Genomic DNA, 24,813 nt, shown 5'->3' with positions numbered 1-24,813 from the left:
AAGTTTGCCGATCTGCTTTGGCAGTTCAGACAGTTGGTTAAAGTCGAGCACCAGGCTTTGTACCGTCTTCAGTTGGCCAATAGTGGCCGGCAGTTGCCTTAACTGGTTCTGTGTCAGTGTCAGCTCCTTTAAACTTCGGACTTTCCCGATTTCCAAAGGAAGCGCCTCCAGGTGGTTATAGCTCAGGTCGAGCATCTGGAGCGCGCGCATGTGCTTTATTTCGGCTGTTACCGTTCCGATCTTGTTCTGGTTAAGCTGCAGCACCTGCAGCTTGCGTAGCTTGCCAAAACCTGCGCTCAGTTCTGAGAAATGATTAAAACCAAAATCAATTGTTTTCAGGTTTTTGAGTTCGAAGAAAGATGCCGGTAGCTCCCGCAGCTCATTCTCCCGGAAATTTACCTCCTGCAGGTGCTGCAGCCTGCCTACCTCCGGCGACAGCTCTGCTATCTTGTTTTTCATGGCGTTTATAAACTGCAGGTTCACCAGTTCGCACAGGTCGGGGGTAAAGCTGTAGTACTGTTGCTGCCTGATGTTGAGCACATACACCTGCTGCTTTTCCTGGAGCGCTTCTTCCGCATCGAAATAGACTTTTGCAGAAGCCAGCTCCGGCTGAGGCAGCAGCCTGGTTTGCGCCTGCACCGGCACGGCCTGCCATAAGGCTACTCCTAAAGCCAGTATGGCTGCTTTTAAAATTGTTTTCATAAGGTGTTTATAACGCATTGGCCTGAACTTTTTTTAACTGAAAGAAGGCTACGGGGAAAATTCCGTAGCCTTCGGCTCTAAACCATCAGGAGAGGTTTACTTTTCAGACTGTACTATTTTAGTTGTCGATTTCTGGTTGTTCACCTGGAAACGCACCAGGTAGATACCGTTTCCGGATGGAGTGGCAGGTTTGAACTCGAAGTTATGATCACCCACCTTCATGGTACCTTTAAACAGCGTCTGCACTATCTTGCCTTTCATATCGTGTACTTCCAGCACCACAGCCGCCTGCTCTGGCATGCTGATTTTGATTGTAGTGCTTTCTACGAACGGGCTTGGGTACACTTGTATCAGCTTAACTGGCACCAGATCGTTGCCATTACCGTTTTTCTTGATAACCTCCACCGAGCCTGTAGCTTTGCAACCATTCGCGCTGGTTACCTCTACCGAGTAAGTTCCAGGTGTATTTACAGTGAGTGTCTGGGTAGTAGCGCCATTGCTCCACAGGTAGCTGCTGTAATCGGCTCCAGCATCGAGGGTTACGGTGCATTTGTTGCAAAGCGGAATTCTGTAACCCAGGTCTACTGCCAGTTTCTCTACAGAAACTTCCAGACTATCGGTGTAGGTGCGGCCGTTGTTGCCGTAGGCGGTGGCATAGTACATACCAGGCGCTTTAACAGTTAAAGCAGCACCTTCTACCTCTTCTGCCAGGGCAGCACCTGTCCATTTCACAACGGCATCGGTTCCTTCGTAAGCCGTGAGCATAGCAGAGTCGCCTTCGCAAAGTGTCAGGTCCTGGCCTAGCTCAAAAGTTGGCACCACAGCTTCGGCTCCTAAAAACTCTTTGCGGGCAAACACCAGCGTTACGTCGCGGTTAAACTGTACCGGGTTTCCGGCAGCATCTGTATAAGTAGCGGTGTTGCCACTGCTCGGGTGCTGCAACGAAATAAAGCCATACCTGAAATCAGGAGAAAAGGTAAGACCAGTAGATTCTGAGCCAGATGGCGTCGTCATGAACAGTTTCAGGCTTGGCTTCTCAGGCGTGTGGTCAGGGTACACTACCCAAAGGTTGTTACGGCCGCCATCCTGCAGCGCCCACAGGTTTCCTTCACCATCAAAAGTCAGGTTATCGATACCGGTACCCCAGTTTTCGTTCTGCACACCAGCTTTGTGAGTTACCGGGTACATTTTAGGTGTTACCCAGGCTTCAATTTCAGACACAGACGTTCCGTTGTCTTTAAAGCGCCAGATAATACCGGTTCCTTTGGCTGTAAAGTACATCTTGCCATCCGGGCCAAACTCTATGTCTTCGGGGTTACTCCAGTTGGTGCCGCCTACCGAGGCAGCCAGGCTACCCGTGTTGTTGCGCTCTGCCTTGGTGGTGTTGGGCACAACTACCCAGGTACCGGTTGTAGCAGTAGAGTTATCGCGCTTAAGCACATATAGCGTACCTTCCGATAAGTTTCCTTTTGTGTTCGCAATAAATTTATACACACTGCTGCTACCGCCGTCTTCTGCCTGATACACCGTTACACCATCAGCACCAATGGCAGCATTTTCGTGGTTCATACGGCCCAGCGCCCAAAGCTTGTCTGGTTTGCCATCGCCATCGTAGTCAACAATTTTTCCTGTTGCAGGGTCAATTTCTACCTGCCAGCCCACATCCTGATAACCATCTCCGTTGGCATCGCCAGAGTTAGTGGTTTCTTCTGAGGTAATAACTGTGCCCCATGGTGTAATGCCGCCGGAGCAGTTCCGAACTGTTTGCACCACCGGCGAGAAATCTACTTTCTTTACTTCGTTCACCTCCCACAGCATGGTCTTCTCATTCAGGCTCAGATCGAGCATAGATACGCCGCCCGGAGAGTTTTCGTGGTTTATAGAGAGGTAGCCTTCTTTGCTGCTCCCGTTTTTACCTACAAAGGCTGTAAAATCGTTGTTGCCTGGTATAGTGCCGGTGCCGCCAGAGGTGTATTGCGTCTGGCCTGTTTTGGCGATCAACTGAAACGTGTGTGTCTCGGTCGGGATGGTCATTAATTGAGTTTGGCCTACCGGTTTTACAGAAGTAAAGCAACCAATGGTGCTGGATGAAGCAGGGTCGCAGGTAACATTGGTAACCGGCTCTGGCATTTTATCAGACTGAAACTCAATAACCAGTTGTGGAGCCATGCCAGCAGAACCATCAAAAGCATGTGCATTACGGCGGCCGGTGCCTGTAATAATCAGCGATAGCGCATTGCCGAACTGCCAGCCTGGTCTGCTCACAATTTCCTGCACAATAGTTTTAAGCTCTGGTGTTGCCTGTGCCGCACCAGCCTGGTTCAGGGTTGTCCAGGGAGCAGGTGCCCAGTTAACACCGGCAGTTGTTAATGCCCGCGATGAAATGTTGTGCGTAGCAGTTGTAAAATCGGCAGCGTTATCGGCAGCTTGTCCTTTTATGAGTAGGTTGGCAGCAGCAGAATTTAGCTCATCGACGGCAAACTGTAAATAGGCTTTTGTAATAACGGCATTAGCCGGAATGCCAACACCCTGATAACGGAAACCGACCGTCTGGTTGCCAGCATTTTCGTGGTCGTCGTACACCAGCTCAATATCGGAGCTATTCAGGTACATTTTTCCTGATGCTGCCTCTTCTGCATCGTCGGAGCTTGCAGCAATGCGCGCCGAATAGGTGTAGGACTGTACCTGAGCCAGTGCCTCATACTGGCTGCCAAATGTTCCTGCCGAAGCAAGAGTAGCCAACAGTAAGCCTTTGTAAAATTTGTTCATAGCTGTATTAGTTTATCATACTATTTTGATTTCCCAAAACAACCACGGATGCATTACCTTCAGGTTAGCACCACCTTATCTTATTGTTAATTAGCTTTGCACCACATTAATTTTGTGCAAACAAAGATTAATTAACCCTGTCATAATACCCTAGTAACATAAATAGCTTTTCTTGCCTTGTTTGCCAGAACGGCACCAGGCATTTGAATATACGTCTGATACCAGTCGTAACACCATCATAACCCAGGCATCATATTCAGTTAACAAGTAGCTGTTTTATTTGCTATTTCATTTACTTTCAGCCTGGCTCCAATGAACAAAAGACTTACGAAAAGAACCAACCTGAAGTCTTCTCTTTTACTCTTAAGCGTTGGCATTTTCTTTTGCGTTGCTATCAGCTCTTTCACCACTCAACCATCGCCATACAGTAAAGTAGCAGGCACGGTAAAACAAACGGTTATTGCAGATGTAACCCAGTTGCAGCAGCAGGCAAAGCAACTCACCGCCACACTGCAACTTCTGGAGAAAAGCCAGGCTTCTATACTTGCTGTACAGGCAGCCTTTGCCGAAACCGAAACCGCCTATAAAAAAGTAGAGTACTTGCTGGAGTACCTGGATCCACACCTTGCCAAAAACCTGAATGGTGCGCCGCTCCCCCGGGTGGTGGTAGAACAGCAGCATTACCAGACATTGCAGTTTGCCGAGCCTGTTTTCAGAACTTTTCCGCCAGAAGGCTTACAGGTACTGGAAGAATTAATTTTTGCAGGAGACCTTACAGAAGAAACAGTAGAAGAAGCCTTAGTGCTGGCCTTTACCCTTGAAGAAAATATTCTGCTGTTTTCGACTAGCCTGCCCAAGCTATCGCTAACCGATAAACAGGTACTGGAAAGCCTGAAGGAGGAGCTGGCACGAGCCATGGCTATGGGCATTACTGGGTTTGATGAACCGGCCGCTGACAAGGCGCTTGAAAACACTGCCACAGCGCTGCAACCTGTGCTGGCGGTGGTGCAGGGCTACGAGCAAGCTACTACAGGAGCTGCCAGAGCACATAGCCGCACCGCCTCCGACAAACTAAAACAGGCCATCGCTTACCTGCAGCAACACCCCCAATTCGAGTCCTTCGATCGGTTATATTTTATAAGAGAACTAGCCGATCCTGCCTATGCCGCACTCACAGGCTTTCAGCAAGAGCTGTTACGGCAGCAAGCTTCTACAACTAAACCTGTAAACGACCTCGCCACCAGCCTCTTTAGCCAGGATTTTTTGCAGGCTGGTTATTATGCCAAGCAGGACCAGGGAGAGCAGAAGCCGGAACTGGCAGCGCTAGGCAAACTGCTCTTCTTCGACCCGGTGCTTTCGGCAAATAACCAGCGTTCGTGCGCCAGCTGTCACTCTCCTCAGAAAGGATTTGCCGATGGCCTTGCCCGTAGTGTAGCCTTCGATTTTAAAGGGAATGTGAAGCGCAACTCACCTACCCTGCTCAACTCTGTTTTCAGCACAGCTTATTTTTGGGATGGCCGCGCCCAGTTTTTGCAGGACCAGGTGCCCGATGTGGTGGCTAACGCCGAAGAACTACATGGCGATTACAAAGAAGTAGAGAAAAAGCTTCAGCAAAGCCCGGCATACAAGCAATTGTTTAAGCAGGCCTTTTCTGAACAGTCTGGCAACCCGCTTACCGTAACCACCATTAACCGCGCCATTGCCGCCTATGTGCAAAGCCTGGTGTCACTCAACGCGCCATTTGACCAGTACATGCGCCATGAAACAGAGCAGCTTTCGGCTTCTGCCAAACGGGGCTTTAACCTGTTTATGGGCAAAGCCGCCTGTGGCACCTGCCATTTTGCACCCGTGTTTAATGGCACCGTACCGCCCCGGTTTACAGAAAGCGAAACAGAAGTGCTTGGAGTACCTGCCACCGCCGACTTTGCACATCCAAGCCTGGACAGTGACATAGGTAAAGCTGGCATAATACCCGCAGATGCCTGGAAATACTCCTTTAAAACACCTACCATCCGGAATGCTGCACTCACAGCGCCTTATATGCACAATGGTGCTTTTGCTACCTTAGAAGAAGTAGTGGAGTTTTACGATTTAGGTGGTGGCATAGGGCTTGGGCTTGAGGTGCCGAACCAAACCCTGCCCGGCGATCCGCTTCATTTAACAGAGCCGGAAAAGCAAGACCTGATTGCTTTTATGCAGGCACTCACCGATACCACAGCAGCCTCCTCAGCCCCTACCAGCCTGCCGAAGTTCTACTCTAAAGCGAACCTGAACAACCGGCCGGTTGGTGGCAGTTACTAAGGCCCTGCTTGGCTGTAACTATCTATGGGAAATAACAATGTCCCTAAACAGCTCCATTCTCCCAATTACTCCTTCAACATATCAGTGCCTATAGCCTCAATTTAATTTTTAACAACTACCAATCAACAACCAGATTATTCAAATAAAAACAGCCTCCAAAAGGATTTCCACTCGAATTTTGCCAAGGGTTCAGGCAGTATTTGCCTGTTACACAGTATATTTCAGGAGTACTGTTGCATATCAAAAAAACTACTTGTATCTTTGTGACCATTTTTCAGGAACCGAAGAATAAAATAATAATTTTCAATAAATCGCTTACAACCACTATTAATGGATCATTTAAGTTATAAAACCCAGTACGTTAACAAGAAAACAGCCAACAAAGGCTGGGTGATTGTAGACGCAGGGCAAGGAAACTTGGGTCGTGTGGCATCTGAAATTGCCAAGATCCTGAAGGGGAAACACAAACCCTCTTACACTCCTCACGTTGACTGCGGTGACAACGTAATCGTTATCAACTCTGATGCGGTTCGTTTCTCAGGTCGCAAATGGGATCAGAAGTATTACCTGACACACACTGGTTACCCAGGCGGTCAGCGGAGAACTTCGCCCCGTGAGCTTAAGGCTAAATCTTCTACTCTTTTGGTAGAGCGTGCTGTTAGAGGCATGTTACCCAAAAACAGATTAGGCAGTGAGCTATTCAGAAATCTTCATGTTTTTGCAGGAAGCGAGCATCCATTTGCAGCTCAGCAGCCTAAAGAATTAACCTTCAACATCTAATATTAATGGAAGTTATCAATACATCTGGTAGAAGAAAAACCTCGGTGGCGCGCATATACCTGACGCCTGGGCAAGGGAATATCACTATTAACGGTAAAGATATCAAGCAGTACTTCCCTAACGAAGTATTACAGACTATTGTGAATCAGCCGTTTCAAACCTTAGATTCAATTGGCAAATACGATGTAAAAGCCAATCTAAAAGGTGGTGGTGTAAGCGGCCAGGCTGAAGCACTCAGACTTGCTATATCGAAAGCACTGGTAGTAGAAAACGCCGAGACTAAATCAGCTCTCCGTAAAGAAGGATTTATCACCAGAGATCCTCGCATGGTAGAGCGTAAGAAGTTCGGTAAGCGCAAAGCGCGTCGTTCGTTCCAGTTCAGTAAACGTTAATATTAAAGGTGTATCAACAAGATGGCAAGTACTAATTATAAAGAATTACTTGAGGCAGGTGTTCACTTTGGCCACCTTACCCGCAAGTGGGATCCGAAAATGGCTCCGTACATCTTCATGGAGAAGAACGGAATCCACATTATTGACTTGAACAAAACGTTAGCCTCTCTGGAAGAAGCTACGAATGCGATCAAGAACATCGCCAAGTCTGGCCGTAAGATTATGTTTGTGGCTACTAAAAAGCAGGCACAGGAAATCGTATCAGACGAAGCAAAAAGGCTGAAAATGCCTTACGTTACGGAGCGTTGGTTAGGTGGTATGCTTACCAACTTCGCTACGGTGCGTAAGTCTTTGAAGAAAATGTCGACTATCGACAAAATGATGAAGGACCCAATTCAGTCTGCTGCCCTGGCGAAACGTGAGAAGCTGATGCTGTCTCGTGAGCGTGAGAAGCTCGACCGTGTATTAGGTGGCATCAATGACCTTTCCAGACTGCCTGCCGCCCTTTTTGTGGTAGACGTGAAGCGTGAGCACATCGCCGTAAAAGAAGCACAGAAGCTGAACCTGCCAGTTTTTGCAGTTTGCGATACAAACTCAAACCCTGAGCTGGTAGATTTCCCTATTCCTGCAAACGACGATGCTTCTAAATCAATCTCTCTTATCGTGTCTATCATGGGTAAGGCGATTGAAGAAGGTTTATCTGAGCGGAAAGTAGACAAAGAAGAAACTGAGCGCAAGCGTTCTGAGGAAGAAGGCATTAAAGCCAAGCAGGAAGCTGACGAACAATAGTCAATCGCTCCTATTGCACCATTACAACAAACTGAACATTGAGCGAGCTGCTTCAATGTTCAGTTTGTTTTAGGGGATTTAGAAGATTATAAATGCTAGATTTTAGATACCAGACTTTTTCAGAATCAATATTTATATAATCTCCTCTTCTGCTCCCCCATTAACAGAATTTCTAATTTATAATTTTTAATTTCTAATTATAAAAAAATGGCTATTACAGCACAAGACGTAAACAGACTCCGCCAGGAAACCGGAGCCGGTATGATGGATTGCAAAAAAGCGCTTACTGAAGCAAACGGCGACTTTGAAGCGGCTAAAGATATTTTAAGAAAACAAGGCCAGAAAATAGCCAGCAAGCGTGCCGACAACGCGACCTCTGAAGGTATCGTTCTGACGCAAGTAAGCGAAGATGGTTCTACTGGTAAAGTAGTAGCTGTTGCCTGCGAAACTGAGCCTGTTTCTAAAGTAGCCGACTTCCAGACGTTAGCACAAACAGTTTTGGAAACTGCTGTTTCTACTAACGCTGCTACCAAAGAAGAACTGCTTGCTGCACCTCAGGCTGATGGCCGTTCGCTGCAAGACCACCTGACTGACCTGATGGGTAAAATCGGTGAGAAAATTGATGTAGTAGCTTACGAGTCTGTATCTGCTGAGAAAGTTGTTGCCTACAACCACTCAAACGGTAAATTAGGTGTACTGGTAGCACTTGACAGCACCAGCGGAACAGATGTAACTGAAGTTGGTAAAGACATTGCCATGCAGATTGCCGCCATGAAGCCAATTGCCCTTGACAAAGATGGTGTTGATGCTGCTACTATTGAGCGTGAAATCGAGATTGGTAAAGAGCAGGCACGTGCTGAAGGCAAGCCAGAGGCTATGCTGGAGAAAATTGCACAAGGCAAGCTGAACAAGTTCTACAAGGAAAACACCCTGTTAAACCAGGAGTTCGTGAAAGATTCTTCGCTTAGCATTTCCCAGTTACTGGAGAAAACCAGCAAAGGCTTAAAAGTTACTGACTTTAAGCGTGTAGCAATCGGTTAATTTTCTAAAAACTACTTTTACAGAAAGGCCCGCCGAAAGCGGGCCTTTCTTATTTTAAAGCTTCTCCAGTTCTTCCTCCGGCAAGCCAGTGGCTTCGGCAATTACAACAAGAGCTATTCCTCTGGCCTTTAACTGTTTTGCAATCTCCAGTTGAGCAGCATGGTGGCCCTCGTTCCAGCCTTCTTCTCTACCTTCCTCTCTACCTTTTCGCTTAGCTTCTTTAATAGAATAATCGAATGTGTTCTGATTATCTCTGTATACTTTCAAGCTTTCCTGATACGTTCTCATATCTTCTGCATTTAGTTTTGCTATTTCTGCTTCTGCAAATAACTTAGTAAACACCCGCTCCTGTAGTTTGCGGGGGCGCTCCTGAAACCTGTGCAGGTTCTTTAATACAAACATCCATTTATCAAAATGTGTTTCCAGTTCTTCCTCCTGCTTTTTGAACCGAGGCACCTCCAGGTAAATAAACGTTAACTTATCGTAAAATACTTCACCTGTTTTGGTATCGAGTAACTGCACCTCCCGCACAAAACGATCTTGCTCGCTTAAATCATGAAAACTGAAGTTCAGGATACCAATTGTATAAACTGCTTTCAGGCGATAATCCCAAGCCTTGCCCTTTGGTGCCTGGCTCTGCACCGGAAAAGTAGCATAGAAGATGCTCCTGTCTTTAAAAAACTCCTGCCGTACATGTTGCAGTTCAATTATAAACTTCTCTCCTCGTTCATTTTCGCAATAAAGATCATAAATAGCTTTACGATCTTCTGGTAAATTACCAAGCTGCTCCGGGTTCAGGTATGTCAGATCCTGGACCTGCTCCCGATCACCTAGCACCTGGTTCAGAAAGTCGATCAGCAGTTCTTTATTAAATTCAGAACCGAAAAGCTTTTTAAATCCAAAGTCTGTAAACGGATTGATATACTTTCCCTTTATTTCCATAGGCATTTATCTTTCGAATGATGAAAAAAACGAGTCGAGAAGCATGTATGGCAGAAAAAATCTACTTAGTTATGCCTGCGCATAGTAGATACAAAGGCATCGCGCATGGCTAAAAACCTGTTCTCCACAGCTTCGATAAAGTCATCATCTATCAGGGCTTTCGCTCCCTCATCTCCGTCCACATCCATTTCTCTGACTTTGTAAGTCTGTTCAAAATCGCCTTTTTCAAACTTAATTAAATACTTGCTGTTCCACGACAGCAACGTTATTTTCAGGCTAGGGTGAGGTATGTCTGCTACTGCTCTCATTTTTTAATGTGCTAATGTGGTAGTATAGTAATTGAAAGTTGAATTAATCTGCATAAAAATAAAGAACTTCTATTTCAGCTATTGGCTATACGGCTTCTTCTTCAATGGCGATACCCATCAGTTGCATGAGCTTGCTTGCATTAAAACTGCGGCAGATGCCCTTTTGCAGGGTATAATCAAAAATAATTTTGTCGCCTTCTATGGTGCTGTTAAAGCTGTAATTTTCGACGCTGCCTTTCAGTTCCTGCTCCATTGCCCCCAGTTCCAGGTCGTGTGTGGAGATGAGGCCGGAGGTATTGCGCTGGTGCAACTGCCGTATCAGGGCCATGGCGCCGGCATGGCGGTCGCGGGAATTGGTGCCTTTCAATATTTCATCCAATAGGTAAAAAACAGGCTCCTGCTCCTGTTCCGTCATGTTGAGGAGTATACGTAAGCGCTTTAGCTCGGCATAAAAAGAAGAGGTGTTTTCGGCCAGGTTATCGGCGGTGCGCATGGCGGTATACACCTGCACGGGAGCCACTTTCAGTTTATCGGCACAGGCAGGTGCTCCCATCAGCGCCAGTACTATGTTGATACCTACCGTTCTTAAAAAAGTAGTTTTGCCAGACATGTTGGAGCCCGTTACCACCATGGTTTTACCGGCACCCTGCATCTCAAAATCGTTGGCAACCCGTTGTACCGAGAATATGAGCGGGTGCGCCAGCTGTTCTGCCTTAAATTTAAATGGTACGCTGCTCAACTCTGGCACTGCATAATGTGGGTTAGCATACTGAAACGACGCAATGCTTGCCAGCGCCTCAAATGTAGCCAGTACTTCGAAAGAATGCTCCACCTGATCCAGACGGTGCTGCTTCCAGCTTTCCAGCCTGTACATCCAGAAGAAATCCCACATGAGGATGGTATTCAGGAAAAAGCTCATCAGTGTACTCAGCCGCCACGAAAAATAATCGATAATAGTAGACAACTTGCTGATACAGCCCGATACCATGGCCCCGTCGTGAAAGAGCTGACTTCTCAGTTCCTCCAGAAAAGGATCATTAAACTTCTCGGGCTCTATGTGCTGCAACTGGTCTTTGTAACTGCGGATGGCCTCGTACATACCAATGCTCTTCTCATAGTACTCATCGCGCGCAGCCGTATACTTGTAGCTCACCAGGTATTGCACAGCCAGAAAACCAACTGCTATGTAACCGGAGTAACCCATAAACCAGGCCACAATGGCTCCCAGCGTAAGCACCGGCAGCACAAAAAGAAGCAGCTTTAGGGCAGGGTGCTGCTTGTAGAAATTGCTTTTCCGCAACCAGTCTATAAAATGGCCTGCCGCTGCCTCTGTGTGCTTGTAGTGCCGCGACTTAGCCACGAAGTCCTGCAGCCAGTTAAGCTGCGTAGGTTGGGCCAATGCTCCTACAGCTGCCTGTCGCCTGGCAACTTCGGCTACAGGAGCTGCACCTTGCATCCAGGATGCCAACTTTGCTTTTCCGATACCTGACACTGAGCGGTTAATAAGTTGAAAGAGCGAATTGCGCCCGAAAATATCGAGGTCGGAGGTATAAGGGTGCTGATCGTTTATGAACTGGGTGCCGCCATCAAACTTGTCGAGCTGGCCTTGCAGCCGCTCCACCTCTTCCTGGTTTAGCTGGCGCAGTAACTTGTAGTGCTGGTAACTGTAGTCGAGGCGGCTGTGCCACCGCATCACCACCACAAAAAGTGTATAAAAAATAACGATGCTAACGGCACCTGCCGCGTTCCGATCTGTGCTGAACAAATACCAGGCGACAACTATGCCAGCTACAAAAACCAACACCCGCAACCACGAGATTAACCCCGACTTCGAAGCTGCTTTCTTTTCCTTCTCCTCCAACGCGTTTGAGCGTTGGGTAAAACTTTCAATTTTTGTATGATTCACCAATTTGGTTTTTTGTTCCTGATGTAATTTAACGCTGCGTTTGCTTCTCTCCCACAGCAGCAATGCATTTAAGCTCTATGGCGATAGGTGTTGGCAAACTGCTTACTTCTACTGTAGTACGGCACGGCTGGTTCTCGCTGAAGTACTCGGCATAAATCCGGTTGTAGGTTGCAAAGTCATCCTTCATGTTTGTCAGGAAAACAGTTACATCTACCAAGCTGTTCCAGCTAACGCCAGCCTCTTCGAGGATGTAGCGCACATTTTGAAAAACGGCATGGCATTGCTTCTCTATGTCGTAAGCTGTTATGTTTCCGGCCTCATCGAGTTCTACGCCTGGTACCTGGTTAGAGCCGCGCTGCCTGGGGCCGACACCAGACAAGAACAGCAAATTACCTGCACGCCGGGCGTGCGGGTACAAGCCTACAGGCTCAGGCGCTTTAGAAGAATGCAGCATTTCGTTTTCTGTTGCCATAGTCAAATATATAACTTTTGAGGAGCATCTCTTAGTAAATCGGTCGGCAACAATAGTGCATCCTGCCAATTATTCAAATAAAAACAGCCTCCGGAAAGGTTTCTGGCCAAAATTCGTCAAGGGTTCTTGCTGCTCTTAAACAGAAAAGCCAGCATGAAGCTGGCTTTTCTGCTTTAAACTGTGTGAGTTAATGTTTCAGAATTACTTTGAGAATTTAACATCTCCGTATTTAGAGGTAATATTAACAGAGCCTTTGGAGTTTGCACTGCCATATTTGCCTTTATAAGCGGCAGAGGTGTGGCTTTTTTCTAAGGAAGATACATTAACCAGATTCTTATCGAAATTGAAGCTGCCAAACTGAACATTCACATCGAAATTAAAGGAGGAGTTATCTTCAAAGTTAAGGGCAATAGGGCTAAAACCACCATCTACGCTGATATTATTCACATTTCTGCTGATATTATCTACTCGCAACGAACCGTGCTTCAGGCTAATGTTCAGGTCGTTTTGCAGACTGCCTATTTTCATGCTGCTGAATTTCGACGACCCCTGCAGCCCGTTGGTTCCTTCTAAATTCATAGAAGAGTAGGCAATATCCACAGCACCACCGTTTATAAAGCCACAGTTAGCTGAACCGTACGCCACTTTTACTATATTAGAGGAGTTACTCAGCTGTCCAGTTTTCAGGGAACCGTATTTTACTGTTATGTCTGCTTTTCCTTTAAAGGAAGCCAGGTAAACATCGCCAAAGCTGTTGGCTATCGTCAGCGGGTTTTCAGCGGGCATGGAAACAACATAGTTTATCTCGAAGCTGCGCTGGTTGTTGCCTTGCACCTTTACAGGAGCCAGTTCGGTGCGCCAGTTTATGCTTTTGCCATCGCGGCTTTCTGTCACCTTAATGTTGTCTAAGGTTTCCTGCGCCTTCTGGTCGGAGTTGGCGCGGCTGATCATGGTTACGACTACGTGAATCTCTTTTCTGTCCCAGGTGTTTACGTGCACTTTGCCGAATTTATTCTGGATCGAGAGCATATCGGAACTTCCTACTTTGTATGTTTTTTCAACAACCCGTTGTTTTTCGGCCGAAAATGCGGTGGCAGTACTTGCACTGAGGGTGGTGCACTCGGGGTCTGGGTTGGTTTGTACCAGGTACTGCAGCTCGCTGAGTTGGGCAAGGCTCTCCAGTTGCTTCAGGTTAGAGAGTTGTTGCAGGTCTTTTAGCTGTTTTAGGTCTTCCAGCTGGCCGAGGCGCTTTAGCTCCGAGAGCTCCTGCAGGTTACCAAGGCTAGCCAGAAGCGGCAGCACCGACTCCGGCAGTTCGGGTAACTGGTCGCAGTCAGGGGCTTTTTGCGCGAACAGCGTAGCAGGCAGGAGCAGTAATAGGGTAAAAGCTTTAAATAGTAGATGCATTCGTGGTTTCATCGCTTTGGGTATTTATATTCTGCGTTTTTTGCATTTGTTCAATTTTCTCCAGCACCTCCAGTTGGCGGTTCAGCACCTCTATCCGTATCTGCAAATTCTGGATCATAGCGCCCATCACTTTTTCGGTGTTTGGAGTTGTATACAGTTGTTGTTTAAGTTCTTTGTAGTTACTGTCGAGGCGGGCCAGTTCCCGGTCTATGCTTTGGTCATCGTCCAGGCCAAGAACTTTCAGGTCGTAATCGCTCAGTTCGTTTTTCTTGCTGTTTATGAGGGTGGTATAGTAAGCCTCTACCTCTACCAGTTCAGGGGCAATGCGGTTTATGGTTACCTGCTCTGTTGCTGCTATGGTGTTGGCATTGTTAGCAACGTTCTGTTTGGTAAGCAGCAAAGTAAGGCCACAGCCCAACAGTAATAAAACAGCTGCTGCAACACGCATAAAGGCAAAGTCGGTGCTAAAGCTAGTGTTGTCACCAAAACTGAAACGGATAACTTTAGCTTCCTCCTTTTTTGCCGGCAACTCTTTGCAGATCTCCTGCCACAACTCAGGGCGGGGTTCGAACACATCGAACTCCTCTCTGTTCTGCTCTACAAAATCTTTCAGGCTATCTTTCATCTTGGTATTCGTTTTTTATTTTTAGTGCGCCAACAGTTGCGGCTCACGCATAATTTCTACTAATTTTTTCCGGGCTCTGCTGTACTGCGACTTCGAGGTAGACTCCGATACATGCAGAATTTCGCCTATCTCGGCATGGTCGTAGCCCTCCAGCAGGTACAGGCTCAGCACAACACGGTAACCATCAGGCAACTGCTGTATAGCACGGCGTATTTTGTCTATCTGCCAGTCTGTTTCATCCTCCTGCACTTCGTCTGCCACTTCACCCACTACTCTCTCATCCAGCGGTACTACCTCCTCTTTTCTTTTCCGGATGGCATTAATCGCTGCGTTAATCACTATCTTCTTCAGCCAGCTCCCAAAAGATGCTTCTGCTTTATAAGAATGAAGGTTTTTGAAGGCACTGATAAAAGCCTCCTGTAAAGCGTCCTCCGCCTCGGCGTAGTCGTTGGTAATGCGCATACTCACGTTGAACATAGCCTTGGCATAGAGCTTATACAGCTCATACTGCGCACGGTTATCACCTGCCTTGCATCGCTCAATTACGGGCGTGTTTACATCTTGATAGCGGAGTGTTTCCAAGTTTATCCGGCGTATGCTATTACACTTCTACAGGTGACCTTTTATACTATTGCATTCTCTTCTTTGCCTTCCTCATTCCTAAATTCACACTAAAGACAAGCCAATTGACCAGAGGTTGCATGAAGTTGCAAAAATTTCTGATGTTTTTTTGAACCTCCAAAATTTACTATTTCTGCAGTTTGTATTTAGCTTCACTATTCTAAAAATTAAGTACAGTGTGGTTAGAGGAGCAATTATTCAAATGAAAATACCCTTCAGAAGGATTATCATCAGAATTTTGCCAAGGGTAGGCCAGATAGATTTTGATTGTGTGAAATCAAATTCTACAGAAAAGCATAAAAAAAGAAAAGCCAGCATCTCAGCCAGCTTTCCCTATTCGCTTTGATATTACTCTTTATTAACCCTTGCCATCAAAAACAAAAAATTCTGTTGGAAGGGCAGTTTCATTAGAATAATTCATCTGAATCAGAATAATTAGCAAATTAAAAAATTAGCACACTACTTTATCCTCAGTCCATTATATCGAATTTAATGCCTTGTGCCAGGGGCAGTTGCCTGCCGAAGTTGATGGTATTGGTTTGGCGGCGCATGTATACTTTCCAGGCATCGGAACCGGATTCGCGACCACCGCCTGTTTCTTTCTCGCCACCAAAAGCACCGCCTATTTCAGCGCCTGAAGTACCTATGTTTACATTGGCAATGCCGCAGTCGGAGCCCCAATGGCTCAGGAAGGCTTCTGTCTCTAATAAGTTAGTGGAGAAAATAGCCGACGACAGCCCCTGCCGCACCCCGTTCTGGAGTTCAACGGCATTTTCTACGTCGCCGCTGTATCGGATCAGGTATAGGATAGGGGCAAACGTTTCTTCCTGTACCATGTCGAAGTGGTTTTCTGCTTCTACAATGGCTGGTGTAACATAAGTGCCTGTTTCGTAGCCTTTGCCGCTCAGCACCTCGCCTCCGGTTATCAGGTTGCCTCCCTCCTGCTGCACTGCCGCCAGTGCCGCCTTAAATGCCTCTACAGCATCTTTGTCGATCATAGGTCCAACGAGTGTGGTGTTGTCGAGGGAGTGGCCGATGGGCAGGTTTGGGTAAATTTTCAGGAGTCGCTCTTTTACCTGCTCGTAAACGTTTTCGTGTACAATAAGCCTGCGGGTAGAGGTGCAGCGCTGGCCACAGGTGCCTACTGCCCCAAACACCACCGCCCGTAGCGCCATTTCCAGGTCGGCATGCTCGGTTATGATAATGGCATTGTTGCCGCCCAGTTCCAGCAGCGATTTCCCTAAACGTGCTCCTACAGCCTCTCCTACTTTCTTGCCCATGCGCGTGGAGCCGGTAGCCGACACCAGCGGAATGCGTTTATCATGTGCCATCAGGCTGCCGATCTCTGCATCGCCTATAATGAGATTAAAAATACCTTCGGGCAGCTCGTTCTCGGCCAGTACCTCTTTAATAATATGCTGGCAGGCAATGGCGGTAAGCGGCGTTTTTTCCGATGGCTTCCAGATAATGACATCGCCACACACTGCAGCCAGCATCGCATTCCAGCTCCAGACAGCAACCGGGAAGTTAAAAGCCGAGATAACGCCCACAATGCCAACCGGGTGGTACTGCTCGTACATGCGGTGCTCGGGCCGCTCAGAATGCATGGTAAGTCCATGGAGCTGCCGCGACAGCCCTACGGCAAAATCACAGATATCGATCATCTCCTGCACCTCGCCCAGGCCCTCCTGCAGTATCTTCCCCATTTCGTAGCTGACCAGCTTACCTAGTGCCTCTTTGTTTTCGCGGAGCTTGTTACCAACTTGGCGCACTATCTCGCCACGTTTGGGAGCAGGCTGCTTTCGCCAGTAGGTAAAGGCCTCCTGCGCCTGCTTCACTACCTGCTCATAAGCCGCTGCATCTGCCATGGTTACAGCAGCAATCAGGTTGCCATCGGCAGGCGAATAGATTTCCCTGGTCTGTTTTCCGTTATGGCCGCCCCACACCAGGCCTGTGCTATAAGCGGGGTTTGTTTCTTTTATTCCTAACTGCTCCAGCACATTGGTCATGGTATTGGTTATCGGGAGGGCATCTATGGTCTGTTTCATAATGTTATGTTGAGGTAAGGATTCTTACAAAGCTAAAAAACGAAAAAGCCTCCACAAGACTGCGGAAGCTTTTTCTTATACGTCATTATCGGCTGTTTACTTCCCTATTGGGTAGAAAGCTTTTAATCCATCCGGATAAACTCCCTCTATGTAAACTACACCGCTTTCAAAGCTCTTCAAGTGCTTTTCAACGTCTTCTGGTACGTTTACTCTGTTATCACCGATTTTTGTGATGATAAAGCCATCTTTCATACCTGTTTCGCGGAACTTGCTGTTATTGATGCCAGATATTTTAGCACCACCATCTATCCCCAGCTTACTCATTTCCTGCTTGCTAACCGGCTCAAAGCTGGCTCCATCGAAGGTAATAGCTTTGGCAGTGCTGCGTTTCACCAGTTCAGTGCTGTTATTCAGGTTCTTGAGCGTTACGTTAGCAGAGCGCTCCTTACCATCGCGCAAATAAGTTACTTTTACTTTATCGCCAGGGCGGTAGCGGGCCACCTGTTCCAGCAACTGCGACGATTTGCTAACTCTCACATCGTTTACGGCCGTTACCACGTCACCAGATTTAAGTCCGGCTTCTTTGGCTCCGCTGCTTTCCTGCACTTCGGCAATGTAAACACCGTTCAGCGTTTTCAGCCCTTTTTCTTTGGCTAAGGTAGCATCAATTTCCTGAATAGAAGCCCCAAGCAAAGCCCGCTGCACTTCGCCATACTTCAGCAGGTCGTCTACTACCTTGCTCACGATAGCCGATGGCACGGCAAACGAATAGCCTGCAAAAGAACCTGTTTGTGAGGCAATAGCTGTGTTAATTCCTACCAGGTCGCCATTCAGGTTCACCAGCGCACCACCAGAGTTACCTGGGTTTACAGCGGCATCAGTCTGAATAAATGACTCAATGCTCATGTCTTTGTTCGCGCTGGTACGCAGTATGTTAATGTTACGGCCTTTAGCACTCACAATACCCGCAGTTACGGTAGAAGTCAGGTTCATAGGGTTACCAACGGCCAGCACCCACTCCCCTACCTGCAGGTCGTCGGAGTTACCGTAGCGCACCACGGGCAGTTTGTCTTCTTCAATTTTGAGCAAGGCGATGTCGGTGGTAGGGTCGGTGCCAACCAGTTTCGCCTCAAAAGTACGCTTGTCGTCCATTACCACTTCAATTTTATCGGCTCTGTCGATAACGTGGTTGTTGGTTACAATGTAGCCATTAGAGGCAATAATCACACCTGAACCTGAACCCATCTGCGGAGACCTGGGGGCACGCTCGCCAAAACCATCACCAAAAAACTCCCGCAGGAAAGGCTCCATGGGGCTATTGTAACGGTCGGCGGTACGGGTTTTGTATTCTGTTTTAATGTGTACTACTGCCGGAGTAGACACCTGCGCTGCCTTAATAAAGTTAAGGCCTTCGGGTGCTACCATCTCGCTGCTGCGCATGCTGCTTGTATAGCGCACGTTCGGGTACTGCACCTCCTCTTGTTGCCCTGCAGTTTGAGCCGTGTTATTTTCGAGCAGCTTGTAGCTGCCAACGGCAACACCGCCACCCATCATGGCAGAAAGCGTTAAGCCAACAATAAACTGTTTCGTTTTCATGAATACTTAAAAATACTTTAGTTGATTATAAATATTTGTAATAGCCTATATAATAAATGTATAACGCTACTCTAGTATACGATAGTATAGGGCACTTATGCTTCTGTTTTTCAGAAAGTTTAACAGATCGACTTCGGAAGCAATTATTCAGATGAAAAAGGCCTTCAGAAGACTTTTGCTTCTTTCTACCCTCAAGGGCGGCCGTGCCTCATGTGCGCCTTTTTGTGAATACTAGTATACGTAAAAACATTTAAACAAAAAAGGGGCCAGAAATTTTGGCCCCCATCTTGGTTTTATTCAGTACTATGCAGTTACGGCTGATCCATTTTCAGAGGCCTCAGCTACTCGCTTCTGCTTTTGAGCAGGTTTTGTTTCAGTAGCATCGGAGCCTATTTTTATCTGCCGCTTCAGGGTCTTCTGCTCATCTTTTGGTACAGACACATGCAGAATGCCATCAACTAAGTTCGCCTTAATCTGATCGGGGTTCACATTGTCTGGCAGGTAGAAGGTTCTGCTAAATGAGCCATACTGTGTCTCGATCATGTGGTAACGGCGGTTATCTTCTTTTCGCTCCAGCTTACGCTCCCCGGAAATAGTTAATTTGCCTTCCTGAAAATCTATGGAAATATCATCTTTCCGGATACCTGGCAAAGCCAGTTCCAGTTCAAAACCTTTCTCAGTTTCGCAGGCATCTACGTGTGGCGTAAAAGCTGAAACTGTTCTGGTGTTTAAAGACTCGTTAAAGAATCTGTCTAACATAGAGCTGAATGATTGTGGCATATCATGCTGTAAGCCACTGTTTCTTGTAAGTGCCATAATTATTACCTCCTATTTAAATGTTATGTATTACTAATTGATTACACTCATTTTACAGTAAAAAGTATGCCACTCCAATTATCTTATTAAATCATGAAATAATGTCATTAAAAAATTAATCCTCATTTGCCTTATCTGACTAATTTTCAGATGCCTATACAGCTAATATGTAAAACTGGCAGTGTTAACTGGTGTATTCAAGTTAAATTTTATCTCCAGTCCGATTACTGGAGAAATCCTATTACGTTTAGTGGTGTAACCATCTTCAATTAATCTGTCATTTTCATCATATTTTGGCGGTACCAGCACAAAATAATAATCTGTTTGCCGCATCACAAAAGGCGACAAGCGCAGGTTCTCTGTTAGTTCGTAGGTTAGCTCAAAGCGGAGGCGGGTGCGGTCTATCGTGCGCTCCTCGGCAGTACTTGTACTCTTGCCAAATTCTCTCCTGAGCAGCAGTTCGTAAGAGAGGGCCGGCGTTAAAAACCTGTTGCCTACCGGAAACCGTTTGCCGAGTTCAGCCAGGAACGAGTATCTCCCGAAGGCATCCTGCTCTTCCTGATTCACATACTCAAACATGCCTTGCTTGTTAAAAAACAGGCTCCCGATGTTTCCGTTGTGCCTCAGAAAAGCGGTATAAAACTGTGTTTTAGGGTAATTCTCGAAGGCATACCTGAACAGCGCACCACCTCGCCAATGGTCGGTAAAGGTGTGTTCGTAACCCAAGGTTAGCTGTGCCCGCTCAAAACCACTGAAAGGACCTGAAGCCGCCAGGTCGTTAAAACGGGAGTCGGTATTGATGCGGTACTGGTTCTGAAAAAAGAGTATACCATCTTCGCCTACACCATAGTTCAGCTGCACCTCAGGCCATAAAGCAGTAGCGGCTGTAATTTTGCTCTGTGCCGCCACCACCCCAGGCACCACGCTCAGCAGGAGTAAGCCAGCCAGCAACGTACATCCTTTGTATAGAGAACGGAGACCCTTGGCACTTGAGGTACCATGTTGCTTCTGGAAGAGGTTTTTCATTAGAATAATTACTGATTATTGGTTGCCGCCTGTTAATTGTTGAATGGCCACATGTTAGATTTCTGCCTGAATTCAGCGTCTTTCGGGCAGTTCAATCTTTTTGGAGCTTTGGTGCAAGTAATTCAGGAAGAGCAATTATTTAAATAAAAATACCCTCCATAAGGATATCTGACAAAATCTTGCTAAGGGTCAACTTTACAACTACTGTGCATCAAGCTCTGGTGAGCCACAGCATAACTTATAATTTTGAATTTAGAGGAGCACTAGGCTGCTAGTGGGCCGTCCTCTCCTATTTCCTGCATACTCTCGATCAGGGTTAGCAGAAGTTCGCTCTTCCAGGCGAAGTAATACACCTGCCTGTGTTTGTCGGGCTGCCCCTGCTGGTAGAGCACATAAAAGTTCGGGTATTGCTTTACCTGCAGTTCTTGCCAGGGTACAGGCGGCTCATCCGTAAAAATGGCCACTTTGTGCTGTGTCATTTTTACATCCAGGAGTTCTACCTCCTGGTTCTGGCGTAGCTGGTGGAGGTACGCATCTACTTTGCCCTGCATGTAGTATTCCCAGAGCGTATCTGTAATTTTTATGAAGGCTCTGATGCTGGCGTTGTTCTGGCTAAAGTAGCTCCTGAACCTGATCTCCAGCACCTGCTTCGATTTGGTCTGAATATCTATCTTAAACTCACAGCCCACGCTAAACCTGTACCACACAATCCAGGTCATTTCCTGCCTGATGTCTACGATGTCGGCTTTGCTAAGTCTGCTGAACTGCCCTGGCTGCAGGTCGTTGTCTTCGAACTCCAGGTACTCGGGCAGCAGGCGCAACATCCGCTTCCGGCCAAACAAGCCGGCAGGTAACTGATATTCTAAAGCTTCGGTTGCGTTCAAGACCATTCTATTTCTGCTGAAAACTATTACACCTTTGTAGCACTTAGCTCCTGCACTGCCAGCCAAGCCATCAGCCCGATGCTGGTTTCCAGGGCTTCTTCGGCCACATCGAAAGTTGGCGTATGAACCGAGGAGGTAATGTTGCGGGCATCGCTTCGGGTGCCGAGGCGGTAAAAGCAGGCGGCCACCTCCTGCGAGTAATAAGCAAAATCTTCGGCTCCCATCCAAAGGTCCAGGTCTACTACATTATCTTCGCCTAAAAAAGCTTCAGCGGCTTTGCGCGCGCGTGCTGTCAGTTCCGGATCGTTTTTCAGGTAAGGGTAACCATTTTTTATATCGATGTCGCAGCTGCCGCCCATGCTTTCGCAAAGTCCTTCGGCTAGCTTTTTAATGCGTTTGTGCGCCTCTTTCCGCCACTTTTCGTCCATCGTCCGGAACGTGCCCTGAATTTTGACCTCGTTCGGAATAACGTTTGTAGCACCCATGGCCTCTACTTTGCCAAACGAGAGCACCGTCGGAACTTTGGGACTGGCATGGCGGCTCACGATCTGCTGCAGCGCCACAATCAGGTGCGCCGCAATCAGCACGGTGTCTATGTTCTGCTCCGGCATGGCGGCATGGCCACCTTTACCTGTTACAGTAATGTAAATTTCGTCGGCACTGGCCATGTACATACCACTCCTGAAACCGACTTTACCGGCTGGCAGCATCGGGAACACGTGCTGCCCCATAATACTTTCGGGTGCCGGTTGCTGCAGCACCCCTTCCTTTATCATAACAGAAGCTCCTCCCGGAAATTTTTCTTCGCCAGGCTGAAAAATGAGCTTCACACTTCCTTCAAATTCCTCACGCAGTTCCTGCAGAATACGGGCAACACCCAGCAACGATGCCGTGTGCACATCGTGGCCACAGGCGTGCATTACTCCCTCGTTTTTCGATTTATAGCTAACCTCATTTTGCTCCACAATGGGCAGTGCGTCGAGGTCGGCACGTAAGGCTATTGTTTTTTTTGCAGGATTTCTGCCTTCTATAACAGCCACCACACCTGTTGTTGCCATACGGGTGGGCGTAAGGCCGAAGCTCCTGAGCGCCTGCTCTACATAAGCAGCCGTGTTGTGCTCTTCAAAAGAGAGCTCAGGGTGTGCATGCAGGTGGCGGCGCAAGGCTACCGTATCGGGTGCATAGGTGTGGGCAAACTGCTTTATTTTCTCTGCTACTGAAGACATCAATTTTCTTAATTTATAACTGGTTGCATGGCCCTCCTCCTGTTTTACATCGCTTATAGTAGCCCGAGCATTTTCTTACCCTTGACAGTTTTCAGCTGTAAAATGCTTTGGAAGGGCAAAATCATTTAAATAATTTACGCTTCTCTTGCTGAACCAGAACGTTACTGAAACGACTCCCGCAAAATAAAAAAAAACGTTGTGTTATCCGTACGATAAACCACAACGTTTTTTCAATATCTGCAACAAAAATAACTTTCTGTTTTCTTATTTGTTGATGTTGATCTGGTCCGACACGATTTGGGCATTCGGGAGCAAGTCTCTTATCTGGTTCAGCACCTGCTGTGCCTCTATCCTGGAAAAGTAATCACCGATTTTCAGGCGGAAGTTCGGCTGCTGGTACGTCAGGTAATCCTTCTCCTGCGGCACTCTGGCTATAATGGCTTTCCGAAGATCCATGACCGTTTGCCGCTCCGAGCCGTTGTAAGCCAGTATCCGGAAGCCTTGTGCGTATTTTACATTTCTATTCACACTGGCCACGGTATCCATAAGTGCGGCCACGCGGTTATTGACGTGATTTGTAGGTGTAAGGGGTGCAGCGGCGTTACTGCCTGTTGCTTCTGCGTCGGGGTAGGTAGGCCTGAACTCGCTCAGGTCTTCTGCTGCTCTGGTTTTGCCTGTTGCCCTGCCTGCATCGCTGGTGCTGGTACGGGAACTGGACCCACAAGCTGCCAGCACCAGAAAAAGCAGCGCAAACAGCAGGTTACTTACTTTATTCATGTTTTACGATTTGTATACTGGCAGAGCAACCTAAGCGGTCGGCTCCTGCATTAACTAACGCTTGGGCATCGGCAAATGTTTTAATGCCGCCTGATGCCTTTATTTTAATGTGCTGTGGCAGGGTACGGCGCATCAGTTCGATGTGGGCTACTGTTGCTCCACCTGCTGCAAAGCCTGTCGATGTTTTAACATAATCGGCTCCTGCTGCTGCACAAATTTCGCAGGCTTTTACAATTTCCTCGTCTGTAAGCAGGGCCGTTTCTATAATCACTTTCAGTTCGGCATTTTTCAGGTGGCAAAATTTGGCCAGGTCGCCTAACTCATTCTCTACATGGTTATAGTTCCCCGACTTAAACGCCGACACGTTCATGACCACATCAATTTCAGAGGCACCGTCTTCTATGGCCTGGTGTGTTTCCAGGAACTTAACTTTGTGGTGCTGGTAACCCAATGGAAAACCCACCACCGTAGCCACTTTTACTAATGTTCCGGGGCCGAGCTGCTTTTTTGCCAGTTGTACATAACAAGGTGCCACACACACTGCCGCAAAGCCATACCCGCCAGCCTCATCGCAAAGCTGCGCCACCTGCTCTTCTGTTGCATCGGGGCGCAGCAGCGTGTGGTCTATGTAAGGTGCTAATTCTGTTCCGGACATAGTTGTATAAATTATTCCAATGATTTTGGCCTTCAGAAGCTTTTATATACTTTTTTTGTGCAGGATGTACGAAAATGTAGCGCCAATGGCCGGGTAGGCAATGCTGTTTCTGAAGTCGAGGTCGGCCGCATACCCAATGCCGAGGTGCAAGTTAAATAAAATCTTCTCGCTCATGTCCCGTTGTATGCCCCAGTGAATTTCGTTCAGCCACGTTCTGTTCAGCGGTTCAGCCATTTGGTCAAAAACGTTGTTGTTGAAGGCTCTTTGCGTTGTGTATTTCGTTTGGAACCCAATAAAATTACCGGCATTGTTCCGCACCGACTTTAATTTTTCGAATCGTTTGCTCCTGTTGTACAGGTACCGGCCACCTGCTTTTACATAAACTACAGGGTCGATAAAAATCCAGGTAGAGCTGAAGCTGTCGGTGTAATAGCTGCCTTTTGTTACAGCATAACCTGCTCCTAAACCGCCGCTTATATCTACCAGAAACTTAGCGCTTACCGGCAACTCATAACTTAAGCCTATTCCGTGCAGCCCCAGCTCCGCTTTCAGCAGCTTGTTCAGCTCTGGTGTTTCTTCTGGTCCTTCAGGTTCAACGCCTTCGTACGACTGTGCATAGGCTGCCCACGAAAAAGCAGTAAATAAAATTAAAAGATAAATATGTTTCATAAATGATAAATTGACAGCCACAGAACAGGCATAAAAGAGCCACTATACCTAAAAGGCATAG

At 47.2% G+C, this 24,813-nt stretch carries 23 protein-coding genes; 5 read left to right on the top strand and 18 right to left on the bottom strand.

Translation table 11 applies throughout. From position 1 onward, the window contains the following. On the bottom strand, window positions 1-702 hold a 702-nt coding region (locus FVR03_RS04350), incomplete at its 3' end, for a leucine-rich repeat domain-containing protein (RefSeq protein ID WP_187270029.1). 96 nt (window positions 703-798) lie between these two features. Then, a complete protein-coding gene (locus tag FVR03_RS04345; protein ID WP_147920542.1) occupies window positions 799-3,471 on the bottom strand; it encodes an alkaline phosphatase PhoX in 2,673 nt (890 codons plus the stop codon). 312 nt (window positions 3,472-3,783) lie between these two features. Between FVR03_RS04345 and FVR03_RS04340 the strand changes: the two genes are divergently transcribed. From FVR03_RS04340 to tsf, 5 genes are all read left to right on the top strand, one after another. Then, the gene (locus FVR03_RS04340) at window positions 3,784-5,772 is read left to right on the top strand and encodes a cytochrome c peroxidase (protein ID WP_147920541.1); all 1,989 of its coding nucleotides are present in this window, start codon (window positions 3,784-3,786) and stop codon (window positions 5,770-5,772) included. 330 nt (window positions 5,773-6,102) lie between these two features. After that, window positions 6,103-6,552, top strand: a complete 450-nt coding sequence (gene rplM, locus FVR03_RS04335; RefSeq protein ID WP_147920540.1) for a 50S ribosomal protein L13 — start codon at window positions 6,103-6,105, stop codon at window positions 6,550-6,552. A 5-nt stretch (window positions 6,553-6,557) separates the two neighbouring features. Then, entirely contained in the window at window positions 6,558-6,944 is a 387-nt protein-coding gene (rpsI, locus tag FVR03_RS04330) for a 30S ribosomal protein S9 (protein WP_147920539.1), read from the top strand. 21 nt (window positions 6,945-6,965) lie between these two features. Continuing rightward, window positions 6,966-7,733 (top strand): 30S ribosomal protein S2, encoded by a 768-nt coding sequence (gene rpsB, locus FVR03_RS04325; RefSeq protein ID WP_147920538.1) that lies wholly within the window; start codon window positions 6,966-6,968, stop codon window positions 7,731-7,733. A 207-nt stretch (window positions 7,734-7,940) separates the two neighbouring features. Beyond that, on the top strand, window positions 7,941-8,774 hold the full coding sequence (gene tsf, locus FVR03_RS04320) for a translation elongation factor Ts (RefSeq protein WP_147920537.1): 834 nt from the start codon (window positions 7,941-7,943) through the stop codon (window positions 8,772-8,774). A gap of 54 nt (window positions 8,775-8,828) precedes the next feature. Here the strand turns inward: tsf and FVR03_RS04315 are convergent, their stop codons facing one another. From FVR03_RS04315 to FVR03_RS04240, 16 genes are all read right to left on the bottom strand, one after another. Then, the gene (locus FVR03_RS04315; RefSeq protein WP_222707168.1) at window positions 8,829-9,716 is read right to left on the bottom strand and encodes an Rpn family recombination-promoting nuclease/putative transposase; all 888 of its coding nucleotides are present in this window, start codon (window positions 9,714-9,716) and stop codon (window positions 8,829-8,831) included. Between the two features lie 65 nt (window positions 9,717-9,781). After that, the gene (locus FVR03_RS04310) at window positions 9,782-10,024 is read right to left on the bottom strand and encodes a hypothetical protein (protein ID WP_147920535.1); all 243 of its coding nucleotides are present in this window, start codon (window positions 10,022-10,024) and stop codon (window positions 9,782-9,784) included. Between the two features lie 85 nt (window positions 10,025-10,109). Further along, window positions 10,110-11,930, bottom strand: coding sequence for a MutS-related protein (locus FVR03_RS04305; protein ID WP_147920534.1), 1,821 nt, complete (start codon window positions 11,928-11,930; stop codon window positions 10,110-10,112). A 28-nt stretch (window positions 11,931-11,958) separates the two neighbouring features. Next, window positions 11,959-12,402 (bottom strand): RidA family protein, encoded by a 444-nt coding sequence (locus FVR03_RS04300; RefSeq protein ID WP_147920533.1) that lies wholly within the window; start codon window positions 12,400-12,402, stop codon window positions 11,959-11,961. Between the two features lie 201 nt (window positions 12,403-12,603). Next, on the bottom strand, window positions 12,604-13,809 hold the full coding sequence (locus tag FVR03_RS04295; protein ID WP_255474051.1) for a DUF4097 family beta strand repeat-containing protein: 1,206 nt from the start codon (window positions 13,807-13,809) through the stop codon (window positions 12,604-12,606). Then, a complete protein-coding gene (locus tag FVR03_RS04290) occupies window positions 13,793-14,434 on the bottom strand; it encodes a hypothetical protein (RefSeq protein ID WP_147920532.1) in 642 nt (213 codons plus the stop codon). The genes FVR03_RS04295 and FVR03_RS04290 overlap by 17 nt, the downstream gene beginning before the upstream one ends. 21 nt (window positions 14,435-14,455) lie before the next feature. After that, window positions 14,456-15,016 carry an RNA polymerase sigma factor gene (locus FVR03_RS04285; RefSeq protein ID WP_147920531.1) on the bottom strand — a complete coding sequence of 187 codons (561 nt, stop codon included), beginning with the start codon at window positions 15,014-15,016 and terminating at the stop codon, window positions 14,456-14,458. A 509-nt stretch (window positions 15,017-15,525) separates the two neighbouring features. Further along, on the bottom strand, window positions 15,526-17,103 hold the full coding sequence (gene amaB / locus FVR03_RS04280; RefSeq protein WP_147920530.1) for an L-piperidine-6-carboxylate dehydrogenase: 1,578 nt from the start codon (window positions 17,101-17,103) through the stop codon (window positions 15,526-15,528). 96 nt (window positions 17,104-17,199) lie between these two features. After that, entirely contained in the window at window positions 17,200-18,699 is a 1,500-nt protein-coding gene (locus FVR03_RS04275; protein ID WP_147920529.1) for a Do family serine endopeptidase, read from the bottom strand. 303 nt (window positions 18,700-19,002) lie between these two features. Continuing rightward, window positions 19,003-19,458 (bottom strand): Hsp20/alpha crystallin family protein, encoded by a 456-nt coding sequence (locus FVR03_RS04270; protein WP_255474050.1) that lies wholly within the window; start codon window positions 19,456-19,458, stop codon window positions 19,003-19,005. Between the two features lie 219 nt (window positions 19,459-19,677). Beyond that, entirely contained in the window at window positions 19,678-20,541 is an 864-nt protein-coding gene (locus tag FVR03_RS04265; protein WP_147920527.1) for a porin family protein, read from the bottom strand. Window positions 20,542-20,804: 263 nt separating this feature from the next. Continuing rightward, entirely contained in the window at window positions 20,805-21,431 is a 627-nt protein-coding gene (locus FVR03_RS04260) for a hypothetical protein (protein WP_147920526.1), read from the bottom strand. A 20-nt stretch (window positions 21,432-21,451) separates the two neighbouring features. Then, window positions 21,452-22,651 (bottom strand): M20 metallopeptidase family protein, encoded by a 1,200-nt coding sequence (locus FVR03_RS04255; RefSeq protein WP_147920525.1) that lies wholly within the window; start codon window positions 22,649-22,651, stop codon window positions 21,452-21,454. Window positions 22,652-22,915: 264 nt separating this feature from the next. Next, window positions 22,916-23,428, bottom strand: coding sequence for a sporulation protein (locus FVR03_RS04250; protein WP_147920524.1), 513 nt, complete (start codon window positions 23,426-23,428; stop codon window positions 22,916-22,918). Then, complete coding sequence (gene deoC, locus FVR03_RS04245; protein WP_147920523.1) at window positions 23,421-24,083, bottom strand: deoxyribose-phosphate aldolase; 663 nt, start codon at window positions 24,081-24,083, stop codon at window positions 23,421-23,423. Before deoC ends, FVR03_RS04250 begins: the two co-directional genes overlap by 8 nt. Window positions 24,084-24,125: 42 nt before the next feature. Next, window positions 24,126-24,752, bottom strand: a complete 627-nt coding sequence (locus tag FVR03_RS04240) for a hypothetical protein (protein ID WP_147920522.1) — start codon at window positions 24,750-24,752, stop codon at window positions 24,126-24,128. Between the last annotated feature and the right edge of the window lie 61 nt (window positions 24,753-24,813).

It is taken from the genome of Pontibacter qinzhouensis, from assembly GCF_008017455.1.
In the GTDB taxonomy this organism is placed as follows: Bacteria; Bacteroidota; Bacteroidia; order Cytophagales; family Hymenobacteraceae; genus Pontibacter; species Pontibacter qinzhouensis.
This window is presented reverse-complemented; position numbering and strand designations above follow the sequence as displayed.

Excerpts from the sequence above, each read along its gene's own strand:
- FVR03_RS04345 (WP_147920542.1), bottom strand. The coding sequence starts at position 3,471 with ATGAACAAATTTTACAAAGGCTTACTGTTGGCTACTCTTGCTTCGGCA.
- FVR03_RS04340 (WP_147920541.1), top strand. The coding sequence starts at position 3,784 with ATGAACAAAAGACTTACGAAAAGAACCAACCTGAAGTCTTCTCTTTTA.
- rplM (WP_147920540.1), top strand. The coding sequence starts at position 6,103 with ATGGATCATTTAAGTTATAAAACCCAGTACGTTAACAAGAAAACAGCC.
- rpsI (WP_147920539.1), top strand. The coding sequence starts at position 6,558 with ATGGAAGTTATCAATACATCTGGTAGAAGAAAAACCTCGGTGGCGCGC.
- rpsB (WP_147920538.1), top strand. The coding sequence starts at position 6,966 with ATGGCAAGTACTAATTATAAAGAATTACTTGAGGCAGGTGTTCACTTT.
- tsf (WP_147920537.1), top strand. The coding sequence starts at position 7,941 with ATGGCTATTACAGCACAAGACGTAAACAGACTCCGCCAGGAAACCGGA.
- FVR03_RS04315 (WP_222707168.1), bottom strand. The coding sequence starts at position 9,716 with ATGGAAATAAAGGGAAAGTATATCAATCCGTTTACAGACTTTGGATTT.
- FVR03_RS04310 (WP_147920535.1), bottom strand. The coding sequence starts at position 10,024 with ATGAGAGCAGTAGCAGACATACCTCACCCTAGCCTGAAAATAACGTTG.
- FVR03_RS04300 (WP_147920533.1), bottom strand. The coding sequence starts at position 12,402 with ATGGCAACAGAAAACGAAATGCTGCATTCTTCTAAAGCGCCTGAGCCT.
- FVR03_RS04295 (WP_255474051.1), bottom strand. The coding sequence starts at position 13,809 with ATGCATCTACTATTTAAAGCTTTTACCCTATTACTGCTCCTGCCTGCT.
- FVR03_RS04290 (WP_147920532.1), bottom strand. The coding sequence starts at position 14,434 with ATGAAAGATAGCCTGAAAGATTTTGTAGAGCAGAACAGAGAGGAGTTC.
- amaB (WP_147920530.1), bottom strand. The coding sequence starts at position 17,103 with ATGAAACAGACCATAGATGCCCTCCCGATAACCAATACCATGACCAAT.
- FVR03_RS04275 (WP_147920529.1), bottom strand. The coding sequence starts at position 18,699 with ATGAAAACGAAACAGTTTATTGTTGGCTTAACGCTTTCTGCCATGATG.
- FVR03_RS04270 (WP_255474050.1), bottom strand. The coding sequence starts at position 19,458 with ATGTTAGACAGATTCTTTAACGAGTCTTTAAACACCAGAACAGTTTCA.
- FVR03_RS04265 (WP_147920527.1), bottom strand. The coding sequence starts at position 20,541 with ATGAAAAACCTCTTCCAGAAGCAACATGGTACCTCAAGTGCCAAGGGT.
- FVR03_RS04260 (WP_147920526.1), bottom strand. The coding sequence starts at position 21,431 with ATGGTCTTGAACGCAACCGAAGCTTTAGAATATCAGTTACCTGCCGGC.
- FVR03_RS04255 (WP_147920525.1), bottom strand. The coding sequence starts at position 22,651 with ATGTCTTCAGTAGCAGAGAAAATAAAGCAGTTTGCCCACACCTATGCA.
- FVR03_RS04250 (WP_147920524.1), bottom strand. The coding sequence starts at position 23,428 with ATGAATAAAGTAAGTAACCTGCTGTTTGCGCTGCTTTTTCTGGTGCTG.
- deoC (WP_147920523.1), bottom strand. The coding sequence starts at position 24,083 with ATGTCCGGAACAGAATTAGCACCTTACATAGACCACACGCTGCTGCGC.
- FVR03_RS04240 (WP_147920522.1), bottom strand. The coding sequence starts at position 24,752 with ATGAAACATATTTATCTTTTAATTTTATTTACTGCTTTTTCGTGGGCA.